Source organism: Dermatophilus congolensis, from assembly GCF_900447215.1.
GTDB classification, from domain to species: Bacteria; Actinomycetota; Actinomycetes; order Actinomycetales; family Dermatophilaceae; genus Dermatophilus; species Dermatophilus congolensis_A.
The window spans coordinates 2129969-2150141 of the sequence record NZ_UFYA01000001.1 but is presented as its reverse complement, the minus strand read 5'-3'; the positions used below and the strand labels follow the sequence as shown (position 1 = coordinate 2150141).

At 57.1% G+C, this 20173-nt stretch carries 20 protein-coding genes; 14 read left to right on the top strand and 6 right to left on the bottom strand.

The features are described from left to right. The first annotated feature begins 15 nt into the window (after window positions 1-15). The 4 genes from DXZ77_RS09405 to DXZ77_RS09390 all read left to right on the top strand — a co-directional run bounded on the left by DXZ77_RS09405 (window position 16) and on the right by DXZ77_RS09390 (window position 4002). Window positions 16-813 carry an inositol monophosphatase family protein gene (locus DXZ77_RS09405; RefSeq protein ID WP_115031673.1) on the top strand — a complete coding sequence of 266 codons (798 nt, stop codon included), beginning with the start codon at window positions 16-18 and terminating at the stop codon, window positions 811-813. Window positions 814-905: 92 nt separating this feature from the next. Beyond that, window positions 906-1796, top strand: a complete 891-nt coding sequence (locus tag DXZ77_RS09400) for a D-hexose-6-phosphate mutarotase (protein WP_181816100.1) — start codon at window positions 906-908, stop codon at window positions 1794-1796. Window positions 1797-1900: 104 nt separating this feature from the next. Then, window positions 1901-2716, top strand: coding sequence for a hypothetical protein (locus DXZ77_RS09395; protein ID WP_115032846.1), 816 nt, complete (start codon window positions 1901-1903; stop codon window positions 2714-2716). A gap of 131 nt (window positions 2717-2847) precedes the next feature. Continuing rightward, window positions 2848-4002, top strand: coding sequence for a hypothetical protein (locus DXZ77_RS09390; RefSeq protein ID WP_115031669.1), 1155 nt, complete (start codon window positions 2848-2850; stop codon window positions 4000-4002). Window positions 4003-4049: 47 nt separating this feature from the next. On the opposite strand, the gene DXZ77_RS09385 is transcribed toward DXZ77_RS09390, so the two are convergent. Continuing rightward, the gene (locus tag DXZ77_RS09385) at window positions 4050-4721 is read right to left on the bottom strand and encodes an LON peptidase substrate-binding domain-containing protein (protein ID WP_115031667.1); all 672 of its coding nucleotides are present in this window, start codon (window positions 4719-4721) and stop codon (window positions 4050-4052) included. 206 nt (window positions 4722-4927) lie between these two features. On the opposite strand from DXZ77_RS09385, the gene DXZ77_RS09380 reads away from it, so the two are divergent. Next, the gene (locus DXZ77_RS09380) at window positions 4928-6148 is read left to right on the top strand and encodes a TIGR01777 family oxidoreductase (protein WP_258553254.1); all 1221 of its coding nucleotides are present in this window, start codon (window positions 4928-4930) and stop codon (window positions 6146-6148) included. A gap of 15 nt (window positions 6149-6163) precedes the next feature. Here DXZ77_RS09380 and DXZ77_RS09375 read toward each other — a convergent pair whose 3' ends face one another. Next, complete coding sequence (locus DXZ77_RS09375) at window positions 6164-7210, bottom strand: LLM class flavin-dependent oxidoreductase (RefSeq protein ID WP_115031664.1); 1047 nt, start codon at window positions 7208-7210, stop codon at window positions 6164-6166. Between the two features lie 190 nt (window positions 7211-7400). Here DXZ77_RS09375 and DXZ77_RS09370 point away from each other — a divergent pair, with 190 nt between their 5' ends. The 8 genes from DXZ77_RS09370 to DXZ77_RS09335 all read left to right on the top strand — a co-directional run bounded on the left by DXZ77_RS09370 (window position 7401) and on the right by DXZ77_RS09335 (window position 14249). After that, window positions 7401-8432 carry a metal ABC transporter substrate-binding protein gene (locus DXZ77_RS09370; RefSeq protein WP_181816099.1) on the top strand — a complete coding sequence of 344 codons (1032 nt, stop codon included), beginning with the start codon at window positions 7401-7403 and terminating at the stop codon, window positions 8430-8432. A 2-nt stretch (window positions 8433-8434) separates the two neighbouring features. Then, window positions 8435-9247, top strand: a complete 813-nt coding sequence (locus DXZ77_RS09365) for a metal ABC transporter ATP-binding protein (protein WP_258553253.1) — start codon at window positions 8435-8437, stop codon at window positions 9245-9247. Then, window positions 9244-10110 (top strand): metal ABC transporter permease, encoded by an 867-nt coding sequence (locus DXZ77_RS09360; RefSeq protein WP_115031659.1) that lies wholly within the window; start codon window positions 9244-9246, stop codon window positions 10108-10110. The genes DXZ77_RS09365 and DXZ77_RS09360 overlap by 4 nt, the downstream gene beginning before the upstream one ends. A gap of 13 nt (window positions 10111-10123) precedes the next feature. Further along, on the top strand, window positions 10124-10540 hold the full coding sequence (locus DXZ77_RS09355) for a Fur family transcriptional regulator (RefSeq protein WP_115031657.1): 417 nt from the start codon (window positions 10124-10126) through the stop codon (window positions 10538-10540). Between the two features lie 12 nt (window positions 10541-10552). Beyond that, window positions 10553-11368 (top strand): hydroxymethylpyrimidine/phosphomethylpyrimidine kinase, encoded by an 816-nt coding sequence (locus DXZ77_RS09350; RefSeq protein WP_115031655.1) that lies wholly within the window; start codon window positions 10553-10555, stop codon window positions 11366-11368. A gap of 255 nt (window positions 11369-11623) precedes the next feature. Beyond that, on the top strand, window positions 11624-11968 hold the full coding sequence (locus DXZ77_RS09345) for a hypothetical protein (protein ID WP_115031653.1): 345 nt from the start codon (window positions 11624-11626) through the stop codon (window positions 11966-11968). Between the two features lie 77 nt (window positions 11969-12045). Beyond that, entirely contained in the window at window positions 12046-12456 is a 411-nt protein-coding gene (locus DXZ77_RS09340; RefSeq protein ID WP_147279255.1) for a hypothetical protein, read from the top strand. Window positions 12457-12620: 164 nt separating this feature from the next. Next, window positions 12621-14249, top strand: a complete 1629-nt coding sequence (locus DXZ77_RS09335; protein ID WP_115031649.1) for a methyl-accepting chemotaxis protein — start codon at window positions 12621-12623, stop codon at window positions 14247-14249. A gap of 75 nt (window positions 14250-14324) precedes the next feature. On the opposite strand, the gene DXZ77_RS09330 is transcribed toward DXZ77_RS09335, so the two are convergent. Together DXZ77_RS09330 and DXZ77_RS09325 are read right to left on the bottom strand one after the other, a co-directional pair. Then, window positions 14325-16760 (bottom strand): glycoside hydrolase family 65 protein, encoded by a 2436-nt coding sequence (locus DXZ77_RS09330; RefSeq protein ID WP_181816097.1) that lies wholly within the window; start codon window positions 16758-16760, stop codon window positions 14325-14327. 47 nt (window positions 16761-16807) lie between these two features. Then, window positions 16808-17569, bottom strand: coding sequence for an HAD family hydrolase (locus DXZ77_RS09325; protein ID WP_115031647.1), 762 nt, complete (start codon window positions 17567-17569; stop codon window positions 16808-16810). Window positions 17570-17677: 108 nt separating this feature from the next. Here DXZ77_RS09325 and DXZ77_RS09320 point away from each other — a divergent pair, with 108 nt between their 5' ends. Then, complete coding sequence (locus tag DXZ77_RS09320; protein ID WP_115031645.1) at window positions 17678-18523, top strand: MetQ/NlpA family ABC transporter substrate-binding protein; 846 nt, start codon at window positions 17678-17680, stop codon at window positions 18521-18523. Between the two features lie 100 nt (window positions 18524-18623). Here the strand turns inward: DXZ77_RS09320 and DXZ77_RS09315 are convergent, their stop codons facing one another. Beyond that, the gene (locus tag DXZ77_RS09315; protein ID WP_115031643.1) at window positions 18624-19370 is read right to left on the bottom strand and encodes an ABC transporter ATP-binding protein; all 747 of its coding nucleotides are present in this window, start codon (window positions 19368-19370) and stop codon (window positions 18624-18626) included. Next, complete coding sequence (locus DXZ77_RS09310) at window positions 19363-20157, bottom strand: ATP-binding cassette domain-containing protein (protein WP_181816096.1); 795 nt, start codon at window positions 20155-20157, stop codon at window positions 19363-19365. The genes DXZ77_RS09315 and DXZ77_RS09310 overlap by 8 nt, the downstream gene beginning before the upstream one ends. Window positions 20158-20173 lie beyond the last annotated feature (16 nt).

Genomic DNA, 20173 nt, shown 5'->3' with positions numbered 1-20173 from the left:
TGCCACGCTTAGACAGTGGATGCTCACCGCCTCGAAACCGACGCCGTACTAGAGCTGCTCAAACACGTCGCAACCGAATACATCACCCCCCGATTCCGAAAACTCGGGGACGACGAAGTCATGGAAAAAAACCCAGGAGACCTCGTCACCATCGCTGACCGTGAAGCCGAAAAAGCCGTCACAGACTGGCTACACAGCCACGATCCTGAAGCACTCGTCGTCGGCGAAGAAGCCACCGCAGCCGACCCCACCCTCCTGAACAAACTAGCCCACGCTCCCCGCGCCTGGATCATCGACCCAGTTGATGGCACCAAAAACTTCGTCAACGGCCGCAAAGAACACGCAGTCATGCTCGCCGAACTCGCCCACGGAGAAACCGTCCGCGGCTGGATCTGGCAACCCGAACTCGGCCACGCCTACGTCGCCGAAAAAGGCGCCGGCCTCTACCTCGACAACGCCCGACTAAACCCCATCCCACGCAGCAACAACCCCGCTGAGCTGCGCATCCTGACCTCCAACCCCGTCAAAGAAGGCCCCTCCGGCGACCTCACTCTCTACTCCTCCGCCTGGTGCTGCGGCGTCGACTACCCCTGGCTTGCTAACGGAACCGCCGACGCCATCGTCTACTGGTCCGACAAACCCTGGGACCACGCCCCGGGGAGCCTCTTCATCCGCGAACTCGGCGGCGTCATCCGATACGCAGACGGCACCGAATACCACGCAGGACGCCAACACACCAGCCGACTCATCCCCGCCGCCACCGCCCACATCTGGGAAATCGTCACCACCGAAGGCGCTGCACTCTTCCACTAACACCCCATCTCACGGTCGACACCACCAGCGATGTCGACCGTGAGATGCAGCCCAAGCCGCCAAAACAGGTATGCCGCGGGTACTTTCAAAACATGCCGAACATCGACCCTTCACAACTGCCAACCGGTGTGACCCTCACCCAAGGACAAAACGAACTACCCGTTCTGCGCATCGACACCCCCACAGCAACCGGCGAGATCTACCTCTACGGCGCACACATCACCGCATGGACACCCTCCGGCGCCGACCCCGTCCTGTGGATGAGCCAACACTCCACCTTTGAACCTGGCACCGCTATCCGCGGCGGGATCCCCATCTGTGCACCCTGGTTCGGCCCAGGCAAACGCAACGACAAAAAACCCGCCCACGGATGGTTCCGCACCAATACCTGGGAACTCAGAGCTGCCACCACCGACAGCAACGGTACAGCCACCCTCACCTTCACCATCGACGCAGCCAACGCCACCCTCCCCGAAGGCACTCCGACCGGCATCCGCGGCGAATACACCGCCACCTTCGGAAAAAACCTCGACCTCGCACTCACCATCACCAGCGACGAAGACTACGAACTCGAAGAAGCCCTCCACGCCTACATCGCTGTATCCGACGTCACAACCATCAGCGTCGAAGGCCTCGACGGCACCCGCTACGCCGACAAAGCCCCCGGCGGACGCGCTGTCAACGCCCAGTCCGGCCCCTTGAGACTCACTCGCGAAACCGACCGTGTCTACGCCCACGACAGCACCGCCGAAATCATCGACCCCGGCAACAACCGCGCCATCACCCTCACCAAAAGCGGCTCAGCCAGCACCGTCATCTGGAACCCCTGGCAGACCAAAGCCGCAGCACTGCCCGACTTCGGCGACGACGAATGGACACACATGGTCTGCTTCGAAACCGCCAACGCACTCGCCAAAGCCGTGCAACTTCCCGCAGGAGGCTCCCACACCATGCGCGCCACCTACGGCCTACGCGCACTCTGAGTCCAACACAGCCCACCAACCACCCGGACACGCCCCACCTATGTGGCCACCGCGTGTCCGGGTAGGTTCACACCGTGCCCTATCAACAGCCCTCGCTCCTCTTCATGATCCTCAGCACAGCCGCACTCGCCTTGGGTGTACTTGCCTACGGCATCGGCGGCGCTCAACTATCCACCGGATCCAAAGATGAGGGCAGCCCTCTCGCCTCTAAAACCTGGTGGATCGGAACCTGCTGCCAAGGCCTCGGCTTCGTCTTCACCCTCGCCGCCCGCCAAACCCTGCCCCTGCTCATCGTGCAGGCATGCATCGTCGGGGGCCTAGCCGTTACCGCAATCATCGAACATGCCAGCGGCCGCCGTCGTATCGCACCACTGGGATGGGCATCTATCGGCGCCGTCGTTCTGGGCATCACCATCCTTGCCGCCACCACTGTGCCTGGCACCGTTCCTCCCACCGGCATCGAGGACCTAGCCGTCGTTGCCGCCGTGGTCGCCATCTGCCTCATCGCGTTCTTTCTTCCCCTGCCGCCCTCCGTATCTGGTGTCTTTGGCGGTACCGGATTTGCCATCAGCGCCATCGCAGCCCGGCTTATCGTTGCCGACCACTCCCTCAACCTCATCCAACCCTGGACCTGGCCCTGGACCACATGGGCCGCTGGAACCTTGCTCATGGGTGGCCTCGTTCTTGGCCAAATGCACCTCACCCGCGGCCTTGCCCAGGCTGACGGAGTCACCGTCTTGTCCACCAACTACCTCATGAGCACCCTTGTGCCCGCGGCATATGGCCTCATCATGCTCAACGAACTACCCCGCGCCGGTACCTACTGGCTCGTCCCCATCGGTTTGGTTACCGCCCTGTTGGGTGCCTACCTGCTCATCCGTAAAGAAACCCCAGGCATTCCCGAAGAGCCCGCTGCCTGATAACACCATGCCATCAGCTGAGCCTTGTTGTCGGCAACCGCGATTGTCGCTTCGCATACACCTTCCTAGCCTGAAAGAACGACCGGGGTCCGTCGACGCACCGGCGCCAACCGCCCTCGGAGGTGAACGCGATGAGCGCAGTGACCGCTTCGATCCTTATCGGATCCACCCCCCGGGTGAACAACGGCATCAACCCCCGCTGGATCGCCCTTCTACACGAAGGCCAGAGCTACGCCTGGCAACTGTTGCACCTGCAGCTCACCCCCAGTGAAGTATTCGACTCAGCACCAGATGCTCCACCTGGTGTCTTATGGCAAGCCTCCGCAGCCGAGGACCTCGCTGGTGAACTCGCAGCCATGCTGCACCTCTACGCCACCCGCACCCCTGAAGTCGTCCACCTCGCCAAAAGCATCCGCAAACTCCAAAAACGCCGCGTCAACCTCGCCCGCCTTGAAGGCGCCGAAAAAGCTGACTTCGAAAACATCTTGCGCATCTCCAAAGAACGCGGCCGAGAACTGCGACTAGCTGCCCACATCTACCCTGGCAGCCGACTCACCGACGAACACCTCCTGTCCATGCCCGACTGGGAACTAGAAGTTGGCTACTCGGCCTTCAGCCGCGATTGGGTCCACGCTGGGGGAGGACGCCTCATCATCCGCGAACACGCAGGAACCAGCGAATCAGCTCCTGGAGACCCTGATGACGATGAGGGTGAGTTTTCTGGCGTACGGGAAACCTTCATCGCATCCACAAACGAATTTGACCCGCACGAACACCTAGAGCAAGTGTTTCGTCACGCCGATATGACGATTGCTGATGCACCCCCACCCCAACCAAAGCCAGCTGTTGTCCCACCCGCCGTTGACCAGACAACACCAACAGCGTCACTAGATCTTGATGCCATTGCCGCCGCGCGCGCCCGAGCCCGAGCCCGCATCACCGAGGAAACTGGAAAAAACAGCCCGCAGGGCGAAACCCCCGCGCACGCAGAACCCCCGGTAACCAGCCAAGCTGACCAAAGCAGCGCCCAAAACACGGCCTCAGTGACCGAACAAGTGACCTACGCAGCTACCCCAGAAGTACCGCGTGAACACCAACACGCAGCCTTCCCCGTCACCGGCGAAGAAGCAGTTTCTCCCTGGTCTGATAGAGCCGACGGCTCAAGCGCAGCCTCCCACGCCACAGTCATCGTGGACGTCGATGCCTGGTTCGATCGCGAAGACGAAAACTGTGACGAACAAACCCGACGCCGATCACTCATCGAAAAACTACTGCAACGCAACTAACAGCAGGAAAACCCCGTAAGTCGGAGAACATGAAATCAACCAGAAAATCAGTTCGGATTGATGGCTGAAGGATCAATCTCCTGAGGTATCGCGTGAAACAACCGAATCAAATCAATCTCACGACTCAAAAGTCGACGCGCACGAATAAGACGTTGCTCAGTTGACTCCGCCTCGAGTAGGGAAATCTTCTCGTCAAGACTGAGAACGGTGTGATCAATAACACCGTAAGACAACCGGCGTGCGCTATCGACGTCACGGCGACTACGCGGTTCAAAGTTCGTCGGAGCATCTTGGCCAAGCATCGTCGAATAGTTGTATAGGCGGGAGCGCACCTGACGAGCCAATGAGGGCAGTGCTGCCGCATCTCCATCTGGCTCGGACAGCCACGTCACCTCGGCAACGACGTATGGAAGAGGTTCATCCAAAATTTTGTCGACACGGAAACGATCCTTCCCGCGAACGTCGAGGTGAAGGCGGCCAGACCCAATGTTGTCGACATTCTGTAAAACAGCACTACAACCAGTGACAGTAGTGCGAATACGGGCACGCTCATCCGGATCACGGCCATGACGCAAGGCCACCACTCCGAATTCAGGTCCTTCTGGACTGCGGACAACGTCACGAATCAGTTGCAGATGCCGATACTCGTGGATTTGTAGGGGCAGAGCGGCTCCCGGCGCGAGGACGGTGTTGAGGGGGAAGAGTGGGAGCCGGGCCATACAAGAATTATTGCGCGAATGCGTAGCAGGCAGTGTCCGGGTAGGTTCGGTGCATGGGACTCGTTACCTCTCAAGTCGTGGATTTCCCTCTGTCACAAGTTTTTTCATGGCACATGCGGCCTGGGGCGTTCCTGCGGCTATCGCCGCCATTCGCCCCGATACAGCCTCACCAAGAAGCACATTCACTTGCAGACGGAACAGCACTATTGCGTTTCGGTAGCCCCTGGGGGCCAATCTGGGTTGCCCAACATCAACCCCAGGACTACCGGCCACCACACCGCTTCGTCGATGTCGGAACCATCCCAGCTCTGGGCAGCCTAGGAGAACGCTTCTTCTACTGGAGACACCAACACGACTTCACTGAAGTCGGCGAAGGAACCCGCATCACCGATTCAGTGCTTTCTAATGTCCCCGGCGCGATGCTGCGATCCATGTTTGCGTTCCGACACGCTGTCCTAGAAAAAGATCTCACCGCTCACCGCACGATGCGCCAGCTCCACCCCGAACCCATGACAGTGGCAATCACCGGCGCATCAGGCCTAGTCGGACGACAACTCTCTGCCCTGCTGACCACAGGCGGACACCGAGTAATCCACCTCGTTAGAAGAAAAGCAGACCAATCCGCCTGCGTTACTGACAACGACGGCAACCTCATCCGCAGTGAACGTTTCTGGGACACAAACAACCCCACCCCAGATCTCCTCGAGGGCGTGGATGCAGTAGTCCACCTCGCTGGAGCATCCATTGCTGGCCGCTTCACCGACGAACACAAAAAAACCATCTGGTCCTCCCGCATCGGCCCCACAGCAGCCCTAGCTCACCTCGCCGGCACAAGACCCTTCATCTGCGCCTCTGCAGTAGGCATCTACGGAAATGATCGCCCTGAACCCGTCGATGAAACTTCCTGTCGAGGCCAAGGGTTCCTCGCCGACGTAGTCCAAGCTTGGGAAGCTGACGCCCACACCGCAGCAGGGCGAGTCGTCAACATACGCACCGGAATCGTCCAATCCAGCCATGGCGGTGTGCTAGGCCTACAACGGCCTCTCTATCAGGCCGGACTTGGCGGACCTCTTGGAGGAGGTCAGCAATGGCTCCCCTGGATCGCTCTCGACGACCTGATCGACATCTACTACCGCGCCCTCGTCGATGACCGCCTCCACGGCCCCGTCAACGCCGTCGCACCCAACCCCGTCAAACAAAAAGACTGGGCATCCAGCATCGGCAAAGTACTTCATCGCCCAGCCTTCCTCCCCACCCCAAGCCAAGCGCCTACGCTCCTACTCGGCAGCCAAGGAACCCGCGAACTTGCCCTTGCCAGCCAACACGTCTTGCCCGGAGTGCTCGCCAGAATCGGCCACGAATTCCGCTACCCTCAGCTCACCGCAGCGCTTAAGCACGAACTGGGACGCGAAAAACTTCTGACCTGAGACCGCGGAGAAGAATCACCCCAGCAAGAGCCGCCCCAAGTCACGAACGGTGCGCTCACGATTCGGTACGCGCTCATAAGGGTCCGACTCCTTAGCCGACCCCACCGGTTGAATCATCACCTCATCGACCTCGAACTGCTGCGCCAACGCCGTAATCGATTCAGCAACTTCCTCAGCTGTACCCACATGCCACGAACCCATCAGCTCATCAAACTGATCATCGGGCACCCGTGGCGTGGCGAGCATGCTCTCTTCCAACGTGAAGATGGGCAATCGAGGAGCGCCAGTACGAATCGCAGCAATGTTGTGCTGCTGGGCCCGGGCATACAGCAACGCCTCCTCCTTGGTATCGCCCACCACCGCATTCACCGTCAACAGCGAACGTGGCTCCTCCTCGCCGGCATAGTTCTCCCGGTATAGAGCCAGTGCTTCAGCCGTCCCCACTCCAGAAAAGTGATGCGCGAACACATATGGCAGTCCAAACCTCGCCGCCAATCGCGCTGAATAATCCGAAGAGCCCAAAAGCCACACAGGAGATTCGGAAACGGCGTTCGGGGTAGCTGATACATGGAAAGGCCGTCCCCCGATCTGGATACCCGCGCCATCGGGGCACATGAATGCCACCACCTGCTGCACAAATTCCGGAAACCGTGCCACCGGGTCACCTTCAGGACCAACAGCACCTCCAGAACGCAAAGCCCATTGCGTCACTGGATCGGTTCCTGGTGCCCGGCCAATCCCCAAATCAATCCGCCCCGGGAAAGCTGCTTCCAAAAAAGCGAACTGTTCTGCAATGACCAATGGCGCATGGTTAGGCAACATCACGCCCCCTGACCCCACCCGAATACGTTTCGTTGCCGATGCCAGCAGCGCAATCATGATCGCCGGTGACGTCGAAGCGACAGCTTCGATGTTGTGGTGTTCGGCAACCCAATAGCGCGTGAAACCAGCTTCATCAGCCACCTTTGCCAATGCCAGGGAAGCCTCGATTGCCTGGCCACTTGTTTGTCCACTGCGAACCGGTACCAGATCGAGTACCGATAATTTCGGCGTGTCCGTCATCCCTGGGTGCCTATCTGCTTTACGGGCGCTTCCCGTTCGTCATGAGCGCCCCTGTATATAGGAGTGTTGTGTACCTCACGGTCTCACACCTGGAACTGTTTGCGTGGGGCTGAGCTGTGGTGTGCAACGCGACGCTCCAAAGCGCCTTAGAACTTTGACAATGATTCCCAATAAAAATGATTATTGGATCATGACCACTAAAAACCCTTATTTATCCGCTCGCACAGTTCTCTCGGCGGCTGCCGCCAGCGCTCTTGCTCTTACTGCCGCATGTAGCGGTAGCCAAAACGCTCAAACAAGCAACGCGGACAATGGCGCAACCGAAGTGGTCGCATCCTTCTACCCCCTCGCCCATGCCGTAGAAAAAGTCGGCGGCAAACATGTCAAGGTCACCAACCTCACAGGAAATGGCCAAGACCCCCACCACGTGGAACTCACCCCCCAGCAAGTCGGCAGTGTGAGTAACGCTGGCCTAGTCGTCTACGAAAAAGGAATGCAACCCTCTGCCGACAGTGCCATCGAGTCCGCCGGAGCTAAACAGATACTCGACCTGTCTAAACTCGCCGCGCTGCCCTCAAGCGGAGCTGAAGAAGACGACCATGACGGTCACGACCATGATGGTCACGACCACGGTAAAGAATCACCCAGCGCCACAAAAACTGACGCACACGACAACCACGATGGACACGACCACGAAGGCCATAACCACGGCCCCAACGATCCTCACTTCTGGCTCGACCCCGTCCTCTACAGCCAAGCCGTTGATCAGATCGCCGCGAAACTCGGCGAGATCGACCCCACCAACAAACAGGCCTACAGCGACAATGCCACCGCCTACAAAAAAGAACTCAGCGACCTGGATAACGAGTACAAACAAGGTCTGAGCAAATGCACAGTCAAAGACATCGTCACTGGCCACACCTCTTTCGCTTACTTGGCCAAACGCTACGGGCTCAACCAGGTTGGCTTGGCTGGAGTACTTAACGACGGTGAACCTGACCCCGCCCGCCTCGCCGAAATCAGCAACCGCATTAAGGCGAATAAAGTCACTACTGTGTACGCCGAAAAAGGCGAAAAATCCGCATCCGTTGATGCTGTCGCCAACGAAACCAAAACTAAGCGTGCTGAACTCGACAACGTCGCGGTTTCCATGGCCGGTGGATACATCGACCGTATGAAAAACAACCTAGGCGTTCTACGCACCGGTCAAGGGTGTGCATGACCGTGCCCACGCAACCTTCGCCGAAGCAGACCCCCTCAACCATCATTGACCTCGAGAGGTCCTGCTTCGGCTACGGCGAGGAAGAGATCGTCCACGGCGTCGATCTACGCATTACCTCAGGTGAGCGCGTGGCCCTCCTTGGCCCAAACGGCAGTGGAAAATCCACCCTTGTGCGTGGACTGCTTGGCCTTAACTCGCACCTATCTGGACGCGTCGAACTCTTCGGCGAACCTCTGGCCAACCTCACCCGCCGTTACCGACTCGGCTACGTCCCTCAGCGTCACACCCTTTCCGACTCCGTCGTGGCCACCGTCGCCGAAGTTGTTGCCACCGGCCGGTTGCCTCACCAAGGCATCATCGCCAGACCCAACAAACACGACCGTGCCATCGTCGCCGAAAGCCTTGCTCGCGTCGACATGGCCGACTTCGCTGAACACCGCGTCGCCAACCTCTCCGGAGGGCAACACCGCCGAGTGCTCATAGCCCGAGCCTTGGCCGCTCAACCCGAAGTGCTCATCATGGACGAGCCCACTGCCGGAGTAGACGCCGCCAACCAAGACGCACTTGTTGAAGTCCTTGTCGCACTTGCTGATGAGGGAGTCACCCAACTCATCGTCACGCACGAAGTCACCGCTCTCGCGCCATTACTGAGCCGAGTTGTCGCCATCAAAGCGGGACTCGTTGACTTCGATGGCACCCCCGAAGAATACCGTTCGCATGAATGGCACATCTCTGAATGGGCCGAGCATCACCATGGCCACTCACCTGAGACACCACCCAATCCTCCCATCACTGGCCTGGAGAAACACCGATGATTCAGATGCTCGACTTTGCCTTCATGCAGCGAGCCCTACTCGCTGCCTTCCTCGTCGGTATCACCGCGCCCACCGTGGGAATCTTCCTCGTCCAACGACAGCTGTCTCTCATCGGTGATGGCATAGGACACGTCGCCCTGGCTGGCGTAGCTATCGGACTGCTCACAGATACTCACCCCATCGGTATGGCCCTGATCGTCACCGTGATCGCCGCTATCCTCATCGAACTTGTACGCGCCTCCGGCCACACTTCTGGAGACACTGCGCTGGCCCTCATGTTCTACGGAGGAATCGCGTTCGGTGTTGTTCTTATGGCCCGTGTCACTACTGGCGGCGCAAATCTCGACTCCTACCTTTTCGGCGCCATCACCACCACTAAACCCGCCGACCTGATCATCTTCGCCATCCTGTCCGCGATCGTCGTCAGCGTTGCAGTACTTTTGCGCCGGCGCCTCTTCGCCATCGCCGCCGATCCCGAATACAGCCGCGCAGTCGGGCTGCCTGTGCTCCCACTCAACATTCTCCTGACTGTCTTGACAGCCGTGACCGTGGTTGTCTCTATGCGAGTTGTTGGTCTACTTCTGATCAGCGCCCTCATGATTGTGCCCAACGCCACCAGCCAGCTTTTTGCCCGCAGCTACGCGCGCGCGGCAGCATGGGCTGTGCTCATCGGGGTGCTGTGCAGTGTGGGTGGGGTTAGTGCCTCCTATTATCTCAGCACCCCCTCAGGGGCGACTATTGTTGTCATCGCAATTTCGCTGTTCGCTGTCATCTCCCTTGTCACCCATCTCACCCATCGCATCACTCACGTCAGGGAGAACCGTCGACGCCGTAAAGTGCGGCACAGCCCCACCCGCCAGTAATTTCGAGGTACCCATGGCTGAGCCCCGCCGACGTAACACCCGCCAACGAGCCGCCATCGAAGCACTCCTTAAAACAGGCGGCGACTTCGTCTCAGCCCAACAAGTGCACGCCAGACTCACCGAAGGCGGAAGCCGTGCTGGCCTAGCCACCGTTTACCGCACTCTGGGAGTTATGAGCGCCGCCGGAAAAGTCGATGTCCTCCGCAATGCCGACGGTGAACTCATCTACCGCTGGTGCGACACCGAAGGACATCACCATCACCTCGTTTGCCGCCAATGCGGCTACACCGTCGAGATTCGTGGCACCTCCATCGAGAGCTGGGCCGACGCCATGGCTGACGAAAACGGATTCACTGACGTCTCGCACAGCCTTGAACTATTCGGCTTGTGCGCCTCATGCTCAGCACAACCCAGCCCACCCAATGCGTGACACCATGACCGCATGACCCATGACACCCATCACAACCTTCCTGTAGCTCTAACCATCGCAGGCTCCGAAGCTACCGGCGGCGCCGGAGCTCAAGCGGACCTGCGCACCTTCCAAGCCCTAGGTGCTTTTGGTGTCGCCGCTTTGACATGCATTGTCTCTTTTGACCCTAAAAACAACTGGAACCACCGTCTGTTCGCCATCGACCCAGACGTTCTCCACGACCAGCTCGAAGCCCAGTTCGCCACCCACACATTCGGAGCAGTCAAAACAGGCATGCTGGGCACTTCCGCCCTCATTGAGGCCACAGCAAACGTGCTCCAGGAACAACAAGTCAGCAACCTAGTTGTCGACCCTGTTCTTATCTGCAAAGGGCAAGAGCCAGGCGCAGCCCTGGATACAGACAATGCCCTCAAACAACACATTCTCCCCAAAGCAGCATTTATCACCCCTAACCATTTCGAAACCGTTGCACTGTCAGGAATGGAAAAAATCGCCAACGAAAAAGAACTCATTGAAGCGGCTCAGCGCATACACGACGCCTTCGGCGCCACCGTCATGGCCAAAGGCGGAGTACGACTCGAGGGTCCTGAAGCCATCGACGTTTTTTACGACGGTTCCACGCTCGAGGTACTCCGAGAACCCAAAGTAGGCGAGCACGCTGTTTCCGGCGCAGGATGTTCCCTCGCCGCAGCCGTCACAGCCCAGCTCGCTCAAGGAACTACACACCTAGAAGCAGCAAGAGTCGCTAAAAGATTTGTTACGCAGGGCATTCAGCAGCGAATGATTGTCGGAACCCCCTTCGACGTGCTCCGCCAAACAAACCGCTAAGCCAAACTTGTCGACAAGATCGGCCCCACTGCGCTTGCCTTCCACAGCGCCGGCGGGGCCGAAAGCCTTCTACGGAACTCGGATAGATGTTCAAGGACAGCGTCTTGGACGCACGTCACAAAAGTTCGTCCGAATTCCTATTGATCACTCGTCCAGGGTCGATGAGGTGTGTGTCCGGCAGACAGCCAGACACACAGACAAAGGGGAACCATCGCTCGGCGGTTGGGCCCGCCGAAACACACCTGGGGGGAAACAATGAACAACAAACACCACGACGACATCGACGAAACCACACACCGCACCGTCATGGAGCAAGGATTCGCCGGAGCCACCAGCATGCATAACGCCACCCTCGCTTTGCTCGAGGCAGATGACATCCTCGGTGAACGCTGCGCCACCTGTGACGGATTCATGTGCATGGACTGCGCAGAAGGCAATAAGCACAGCACCTGCACACGTTCCTGCATCGACTGCGTCACCGAAACCCTGGACTGGGATCAAGAGCTAGAAATGCACCAGATCGTCACCGAACTTTCCGGACTACACGCACTAGAGCAAGCCATCGCCGGTCTCGAAGACACCTACCGATCACAGATGTGAGGCGAACCACACCCGGATGCACGTGGTGATTTCCCGGGCCGCTTGAATCGGAAGGCAGGGAAATGCAGTCTGGGGACATGTCTCAGACGCCTCTTCCGTCAAAACATTCCGTATTCGCTGCTCACTTCACAGATGACATTTACGACAACGTAGACGATGCCTACGCGCCATTTGGCAGCCCCGAAGGTGAAGACCTGCTGCGCACCTGGGGGCAACGTCGTAGCGAACTGGAAGACGGAGCACTCATCGAAGATCTCGTTGAGGCTTTCGGCGACGACCTAGGGGACCGTATCGGTGAAGACGAAGAAAGCACCGACCTGGAAACCCTCGTGGTAGCGGCAGGATTCACGATCTTGCGACTAGTGGGGGAAATCGATGAGCAAGATCGGCAGTACGTACTGCGGGCGCTGGCTCACCTAGAAGAGGTGTTCGGTGAACAGCCCGAATTCGACACGATGAATGAAGACCTGTCCTCTTTTGACGGCTGAAATCTTGCCCATGGCATGACATATGAGGCGGGGGTAGCGCCAGTGGGGATGGTGCTACCCCCGCCTCATGCGCGTGCTCAGGCAGCTTTCAACCATGTTGTGTCTCAGTCGAGAAGAAGGAGGCGGTGCCACTCGGTCTGCTGCTGCGTCGTTGAGGAGATCTAATGAGTGTCGTGAGTCCCGTTCCGTCTCAGCGTGACAGAAGATCGACTCTGAAAGGACGTCTCTCTAACATCAGTATTGGGAAGCGTCTATTTTCGATGATCGGCGTAATTCTGCTAGGCACAGTCCTGGTAGGTGTGTATGCGATTGTCAATCTCAATTCTGTTGTCTCGGCTAATGATGCCGTCATTGAGAAATCAGTGGTTCCAATCAGTCAGCTGTCGCAGATTCGTGCAGGAATGAAAGATGTGCGAATTGGGACATTGAACTATGTCACGTCAACCTCTCCTGAGGCTAAGGGAAAGCACAGGTCTTCTAAAGAAAAAGCACAAGCAAAATTGCAAGAAGACCTTGCCGCATACCGACCTAACACGGTTGATGTAGGCACATTGGAAGCTCTAGAAAAAGCTTGGCAGCAGTATCTCCCTGTGCTCGATCCGCTGATGGAATACGGCGACAAGAAAGACTTTAAATCATACGGAGAATACCGGGATGCTAATGCGATTGGTCCTTCGAAAGCCGCTGATGAAGCTGTGACCTCACTCATCAAGCAAGAGCAGAGTCGAGCTCAACGTTTAACGGACGAGGCTCGAAGCACAGCAAACATGGCACGCATCATTCTGGTGGTAGTCACACTACTTACTGTGCTCCTTGCTGCTGCAGCAGCCGCAATCGTAGTTTCGAGCATTGTTGAACCTTTGCGTCGTCTCGTGAATGCTTTAGACAGCATCGAAAAAGGTGACCTCACCACCCGAGTAGACGCCAACGGAAAAGACGAAATCGCCGTAGTAGGAAAATCTCTGAACCAGACTGTGTCAGTCCTGGCAGCTACTTTCAACAGTGTTTTGACAAATGCCTCCAGTGTAGATGACACCAGTGAGGAGCTTCGCCATGCAGCCGACACCACGAATAAGGATGCTGAAAAGTCGCTCCAAGCACTGACAACAATGACACAATTTGCAGACAAAGTGTCAGGAAACATCGACACAGTAGCTGCTGGATCCGAAGAGATGACCACAGCCATCCGTGAGATCTCCCAATCCGCTAACAATGCCGCGGATGTTGTTGCCACAGCGGTACGCGTCGCCAACGACACCAACGAGACAGTTTCGAAGTTGGGGCGCAGCTCTGCGGAGATCGGTGAGGTCATTAAGGCCATCACGAGCATCGCTGAGCAAACGAACCTGCTGGCTTTGAACGCCACTATCGAGGCAGCCCGTGCCGGTGAGGCTGGTAAAGGCTTCGCGGTTGTTGCTAACGAGGTCAAGGATCTGGCTCAGGAAACTTCCAAGGCTACCGAGGACATCGGCCGCCGTGTCGAGGCCATCCAACTCGACACCGAAGCTGCTGTGGCTGCGATTGGTGAGATCTCCAGCATCATTGCTCAGATCAACGACACCCAGGCCACGATCGCTTCAGCGGTGGAGGAGCAGACTGCCACCACGAACGAAATGGGCCGCAACGTTGCTACGGCTGCACAAGAGGCAAGCAGTATCGCCCGCGATATCTCTAGTGTTACTGAGGGAGCCCGGGCTACGGAGGGCACTACCCGTGACATGGCACAGTCCGCAGAAGATCTGAAGATCCGGGCAGCAGAGTTGCGTAGTTTGGTCGCTAATTACCGGACCTGATCAGGTGATACGTACGTATTGAGGGGAGCTTCCATATGGAGGATCCCCTCAGCAACGTTAGGCGTAAAGGCCCCCTTAGCTAAGAGGCCCCTTACTTCCAGCAACGCCATGAGCACAAATAGGAGGCAGCTGTGGCCCCTGACCCTCCAGGCCGACCCGGACAGGCTCTTGCGAAGTAACGGTGTAAGAGACACCCCGAACCTTCAACGTCAAAGGATCGCCCTCCTCCAGATTCAGCGTGATTGCCTCACGCTCCACCAGGACACGAAGACGACTACCACGGATCCGTAACCGCAACGTCATGTCCTCCCACGACTCCGGCAAGCGCGGATCAAACTCGAAATTCCCTTCAGAATCACGCAGCCCAGCAAACCCGTAAGCCAGCGCGTTCCACACACCGCCTGCTGAAGCGATGTGTACTCCATCAGAGGTATTGCTGTGCAGGTCAGCAAGATCTACGAAGAGACCTTCACGGAAGTACTCCATCGCTAGTTTTTTGTGCCCAACTTGAGCAGCCACGATCGACTGGACCACCGCCGACAATGTTGAGTCACCCGTGGTGATCGGGTCGTAATACTCAAAATCGCGCAGCTTTTCCTCCTCACTGAATCTGTTGCCCTGCAAGAACAACGCAAGCACAACATCGGCTTGCTTCAATACCTGGAACCGGTAAATCACCAGCGGGTGGAAATGCAGCAGCAAAGGTCGCTTATCAGCGGGAACAGTGGATAGATCCCACTGTTCGGCGCACAGGAAGTTGTCGTCCTGCGGGTGAATACCCAAAGATTCATCGAATGGAATCGTCATTGCGCAGGCCGCTTCGCGCCAGTCGGTGAGCTCGCTGTGCTCCAGGTTGAGTCGCTGTGTTAGTAGCGCGAACTGTTCTGGATCGGTTGCGGCCAAATGTTCGACCGCATCGGCTGCGACTTCGAGATTGAACCGCGCCATCACGTTTGTGTACAGGTTGTTGTTGACGACGGTGGTGTATTCATCAGGGCCGGTAACGCCATGAATATTGAATGACTGGCTCCCGTTTTTGTCCGTCCGCCAGAAACCTAAATCAGCCCACATGCGTGCGGTTTCCACGAGTACGTCAATACCGCCAGAGGTGAGGAAGCCCTCGTCTCCAGTTGTGTCTAGGTAGCGGCGGATGGCGTACGTGACGTCTGCGTCGATGTGGAACTGTGCAGTACCCGCCGCGTAATACGCGGATGCCTCCTCGCCGTTAATTGTTCGCCATGGGAACAGTGCCCCTTGGGAAGCCAGCATGCGAGCTCGCTCACGTGCTTTATCGAGCAGTAGCACTCGGAAACGAAGAGCGTTCCGTGCCGCTGTTGGTGAGGTGTATGACAAGAATGGCACCACGTAGATGTCTGTGTCCCAGAAGTAATGGCCTTCGTATCCGGAACCGGTCAACCCCTTCGCAGGAATACCCAATTGATCTGCGCGTGCACTTGCTTGCGCCAACTGGAACAGGTTCCAGCGGATTGCCTGTTGAGCTGACCGGTCACCGGTTATCTCGACATCGCTATTGGCCCAGTAGTCACGCAGCCATGTTGCCTGTTCTTCAACACAGTGGAAGATCCCGGTTTGGCGCACGCGGTCTAGAGCTCGACGGCACCGGTCGAACAACTCCCGTACAGGTACGCCTCGCGAGGTGTGGTAGGCAACCGCTTTTGTGACGTAGATGGGCTTACCCATCTGCGCATCTACGCGGTACACCATCTTGCCGAGGTCTTCTTCGGTCGAGATCAACATCTCGTACTCGTTATCCGTGTGGATTGCGTGATCGGCGCCCACCGCTAGCGTCATGCCTGAGTTCGCTGCGCTCCAGCCCAGGAGCATGCGCCGGTCGCTATGCCAATGCATCTTCGGTTCTAGGACGCGGTGTGTGAATTGGCGTGACCGTCGGGGGTCGAAGCCACCTCCCATTGAGGCGGACTTCACGTGGTACTCATCCACCCCGTCTTGCCGGTTCATGATTTGACTAGAGATTGCTACGGGGGCATCGCCGTCGAGCAGAGTGACCTGAAGTGTGAAAATCGCTAAATGTCGTTGCGCGAATGAGGTCATCGCTGTTGTAGAGACTTTTACCCGTTTGCCTGATGGGGTTCGCCATACCAAGTCGCGCCGTAAAACTCCTTCGCGGAAGTCGATAGAGCGCTCGTATTCATCGACGTCGTCCATTGACAACAGCAATGGTTCGTCATCGATGTACAGCTTCATCAGTTTGGAGTCGGGGGCATTGACGATGGTTTGCCCGGTAGTTGCAAAACCGTAGGCATCTTCGGCGTGACGTATCGGCCACGTCTCGTGAAACCCGTTCACGAACGTGCCATGTGCAAAAGCTTCGCGTCCTTCTGGCGGGTTTGCTCGCATGCCGATATAGCCGTTACCGATAGCGAAAAGTGTTTCGGTTGTGCCTAGGTCACTCATGTCGGGGCGGCGTTCCACAAGCCGCCACGGATCCACAGGAAACCTGGCTCGGTCTAAGGGGTCGTGCCCTGCCATTCGGTGCCCTCCGGAGTGGCTGGCGCAATAGTCTGTTCCACGCGATCTCATGGGATTACCTCCGCCAAATCAGCAACGACCTCATCCGCACCAGCGGCACGTAACGCTTCTGCACCTGCGCCTCGGTCCACGCCTAAAACCAGCGCGAAACCTCCAGCGCGCCCAGCAGCCACACCCGGTGTGGCGTCTTCAACGACGACGGCTTCTGCCGCTGTTGCCCCGCATAGCTGCGCTCCCCGCAGATACGTGGCAGGGGAGGGTTTGCCAGATAAACCTTCAGCGCGGGCTACTAATCCATCAACGACGTGCTCAAAACGGTCAATAATCCCGGCCGCGGTAAGTACTGCTTTCGCATTGGCTGAACTGGAAACCACAGCCAAATGAATCCCTGTTCCTTCAAGAGCGTCTAGCAAGGCGAGCGACCCCGGATATGGCGCTACCCCGTCGCGTTTCAAAACATCGTTGAATGCGTCATTTTTCCGATTTCCTAGACCGCAAACTGTCTCTCGATCGGGGGAGTCTTCGGGATCTCCTTCAGGGAGAACAATCTTTCGTGAACTTAAAAATGCGCGCACTCCGTCATAGCGAGGACGCCCATCCACAAAGTGGAAATAGTCATCATCGAGGTAAGGACTCAAATCAGCCTCGGCAGACACACCCGTGACGGTCAGGCCTTTTTCGCGTCTAGCATGCACAGACTTCAGGAACGCGTTGAACATGTCTGACCATGCGCGCATATGCACATCGGCAGTGGGAGTTAACACTCCGTCGAGATCGAACAACACAGCTTTGTATCGTTTCAAGTCCACAACAACATGCTAGAAGCCGAAGGACCGTCTTCGCTGGCGCCTTGCAGCCAACAGCTATCCGCGAAATCTTCATAGTTATCCCTGAGCTGTCCGCGTAATATCTGGGGAATGAAAGCCAAGCGTGTTCTCGTCACCGGCGTAGTTGCCGCCACGCTGGTCCTTGGACTCGCGGCCTGCGGACTTAAGTCCGGTGGCGCCGCCGACCCGAACCAGCCACTTACTGTCATGGCGGACGTCACGCCACACTCACAGTTGCTCAAAAAAGCTGAAGAACTCGGCCTGTTGGGTGACGTTAAACTAAAAATCACTGAGATCTCTGGAGCGGTCGACCCGAACCAGCTCGTTAAGAGCGGCGACATCGACGCTAACTTCTTCCAGCACAAACCATTCCTCAGTGACTGGAACGCTAAGAACGGCGGAAATCTCATCACCGCTGGCGGGATTCACCTAGAACCACTGGGCCTATATTCCAAAAAAGTCGGGAAAGTTGAAGAACTTCCCTCCGGTGCCAGTATCGCTATTCCACAAGATCCGACCAACATGGCTCGCGCGCTCTTTTTGCTGCAGGATGCTGGCCTGATCACGATGAATGTCAAGTCTGATGATCCAAAGCTTGACTACAGCCAAATCAGCACGAAGAACGTCAGTGGTAACCCGAAGAACATCCAGTTCCTCGAAATTGATCGCCCGCAGCTGGCTGCCACCCTCGACGACCCGAAAGTTTCCATGAGCATCATTAACGGAAACTATGCGCTTGAAGCAGGGTTATCTCCTGAAAAAGATGCAAAGCATCTCGAGAAAGCAGAAAATAATCCTTACGTGAACTATCTAGTGACCCGACCTGAACTACAGAACGATCCGCGTATAAAAAAGCTCACCGAGGCGCTCACGAGCCAGCAAATTAAGGACTACATCAAGACCACATATAAAGGCTCTGTCCTTCCTGCGCAGTGATCTTCAGTCCCTCACAAGGGTGTTTTGCCCAACTAGCATAGTTGGGCAAAACACCCATTTTTGTGAAAATGCACGAGGAGAAGCCCAGCTGTGCAAGCAATCAAGCTAGGTCGATAAGTAGCCGCGTGTAAGCCTGGGCAGGTTCATTAATAATTTGTTGGCTTGGCCCCTCCTCTATCAGATGGCCATGCTTCATTACAGCAATACGGTCAGCAAGATGCGCGACTACAGCGATGTCATGACTGATAAACAATATCGAAAAATGACGTTTTTTGCGCAGCTGAACGAGTAAATCAAGAATTTCTGCTTGAACCGTTACATCTAAGGCAGAGGTGATTTCATCACAAATAATAAGATCAGGTTCAGCGAGAATGGCCCGCGCAATAGCTACTCGTTGCCCCTGGCCAACGCTGACGCTGTCAATTCCCCGATGAATGAGATCAGCAGTAAGACCGACTTCCTCCAACACGGTAGCGATCAGCTCTTTTTGTTCTGCCCGCCCCAGTCTGCGTTTGTGCTGTAGTGGCTCACTCAAAGATTCACCAATACTCATCCGAGGGTTAAACGAAGACCGCGGATCTTGGAAAATCATGTGCAGTTGCTGCTGGTGACGCCGTCGGGAAGCAACGCGTCGCGGATTAAGCCGCTTACCTGCCAGAGTGACATGCCCAGCATCAGGAACAGTGATCCCTGCGGCGATATACGCAAGTGTCGACTTGCCGCTACCAGACTCACCAATGATCCCGCAGCACTGAGCTTCACCGACTGTCAGAGAGACATTCTCCAAGGCGCGTACTTCAGCCGCCGTAGTCCCGAATGTTTTCGAGACGTTCACGATTTCAAGCACGTAGACCTCTGTTCAATACTGGTGTCGCTTCGAGAAGACGGCGCGTTACCTCATGCGTGGGCGCCTGAAAAAGCTGTTCGGTTGGCCCGGACTCGACCACCCTTCCATGGGCGAGAACATGAAGTTCAGTAACGAGGCGCCGCACCAGTTTGATCTGGTGACTGACAAACACGATTGCAGTTCCAAATTCGGTGGCAATATCGCCGAGTAACTCAATTACTTCCTGTTGGGAACGCACGTCCACAGCGCTAGTGGGTTCATCGGCAAGCAGTACACGCGGTTCGCTCAGCAATGACATAGCAATGGCAGCACGTTGAGTCATCCCCCCAGAGAGCTGGTGCGGGTAGGCGTGCATAACCCGCTCCGGGTCTTCGAACCGGAGTCGTTGCAGCATTCTTCGCCCAGCCGCCCAGCAAGCCTTGCGTGAAGCTTTCGGGGTGTGGAGACGAATAGATTCACAGAACTGGGTGCCGATACGCATAAGCGGATCGAAACTGGCGCTAGGGCGTTGAAACACGATTGACAGCTCCGGTCCGAGGAGGCGGCGGCGCTGGCTCCAGCGCACATGGGTGATGTCGGCGCCGTCGTAGCTGACTGTTCCGGATCTGATGCGTAAACCATCGTGGGTGAAGCCGAGTAGGGCGTTGAGCAGAGTTGACTTTCCGCTTCCTGACTCTCCGATGATTCCGGTGAGTTTTCCACGCGCCAATTGCAGGTTGATGCCGGAGATGATGTCAGTTTCGGGTGTGTGCCCGGCAGTGAGTTCAGTGCACTCGAGAACAGGCAATCGAGTGTGCTGAGCC